The 229-nt window shown below is 68.6% G+C and carries 1 pseudogene; it reads right to left on the reverse strand.

Annotation, left to right across the window (positions count from 1 at the left end):
• Positions 1-229, reverse strand: a pseudogene (locus AF337_RS40720) (biotin-dependent carboxyltransferase family protein); the annotation flags it as partial.

The following is a 229-nucleotide window of genomic DNA, read 5'->3' on the forward strand; positions in this document are numbered from 1 at the left end:
CGGGAAGACATCGCGCAGCGCCACGGCCGGTTCGACGACGGCGAGACCAGAGGCCGGCAACATGACCATCTCTGCGTCCTCGCCGACCGCGATCCGATCGCCCTTCGCCAGGGGCCGGCCGGCATTGCCACCAAAGCCACCGCGGAGCGATGTGCTTTGCGAGCCCATGACAACTGGGATATCCAGCCCGCCTCCGAGCGCAACATAGGAGCGTGCAAGCCGCGGGGGC

The sequence above is a fragment of the Rhizobium ecuadorense genome, assembly GCF_001187535.1.
In the GTDB taxonomy this organism is placed as follows: Bacteria; Pseudomonadota; Alphaproteobacteria; order Rhizobiales; family Rhizobiaceae; genus Rhizobium; species Rhizobium ecuadorense.